Here is an 863-nt window from a genome sequence, read left to right on the forward strand (position 1 = left end):
ACCCCGCCGTGGCGGCCATGCCATGGGCCCAGCAGATGCTTTCCCCGGAACGGGCGTGGCCGCACAGCCGTGGCGCGGGCGTGCTCGTCGCTGTCGTCGATTCCGGTGTGGACGGTGATCACCCGCAGCTGAGCCGGCCGGGAAAAGTGCTGCCGGGGCGGGACTTCTACCTCGCCGGCGCGCTGCCGGGGGCGTTCGACTGCGTGTCGCACGGCACCGGTGTGGCCGGCATCGTCGGGGCGGATCCGGTGCCGGGCATCGGGTTCCACGGCGTAGCGCCGGACGCGGCACTCCTGCCGGTGCGGATCAGCGACCGGGACGTCGGCGACCAGGGCGAGTCGCTGCGGATCGACCCGCAGGTCGTCGCGAACGGCATCCGCTACGCCGCGGACCAGGGCGCGAAGGTGATCAACTTGTCACTGGCCGGCCACGACGACTTCCCGGTGATCCGCGACGCGGTCGCGTACGCGGTGGCGCGCGACGCGCTCGTCGTGGCGGCGGCGGGCAACGCGCAGAAGGACACGAGCGGCGAACTGCCGTCGTACCCGGCCGCCTACGCCGGGGTGCTCGGGGTCGGCGCCGTCGACATCGACGGGGCCCGGCTGCCCGGTTCGCAGATCGGCCCGTACGTCGACATCGTGGCCCCGGGCGCGAAGGTGCTGACCACGACCCGGGCGGGCGGGCACGCCTATGTGGACGGTACGAGCTTCGCCGCGCCCTTCGTTTCCGGAACCGCGGCGCTGGTGCGCTCGGCGTGGCCGGAGCTGAGCGCGGCCCAGGTGGCCCAGCGGCTGCTGGCGACCGCGACCCCGGCCCGCGGCGGCCGCGGCATCCACGCGTTCGGTGCCGGCGTGGTCGATCCG

The 863-nt window shown here is 74.6% G+C and carries 1 protein-coding gene; it reads left to right on the top strand.

The annotated features are described in order from the left end of the window. Positions 1–863: S8 family serine peptidase (locus G3I65_RS06010; RefSeq protein WP_160695216.1), on the top strand; the 863-nt coding region annotated here is incomplete at both ends.

Source organism: Amycolatopsis sp. SID8362, assembly GCF_010550475.1.
Lineage (GTDB): Bacteria > Actinomycetota > Actinomycetes > Mycobacteriales > Pseudonocardiaceae > Amycolatopsis > Amycolatopsis eburnea.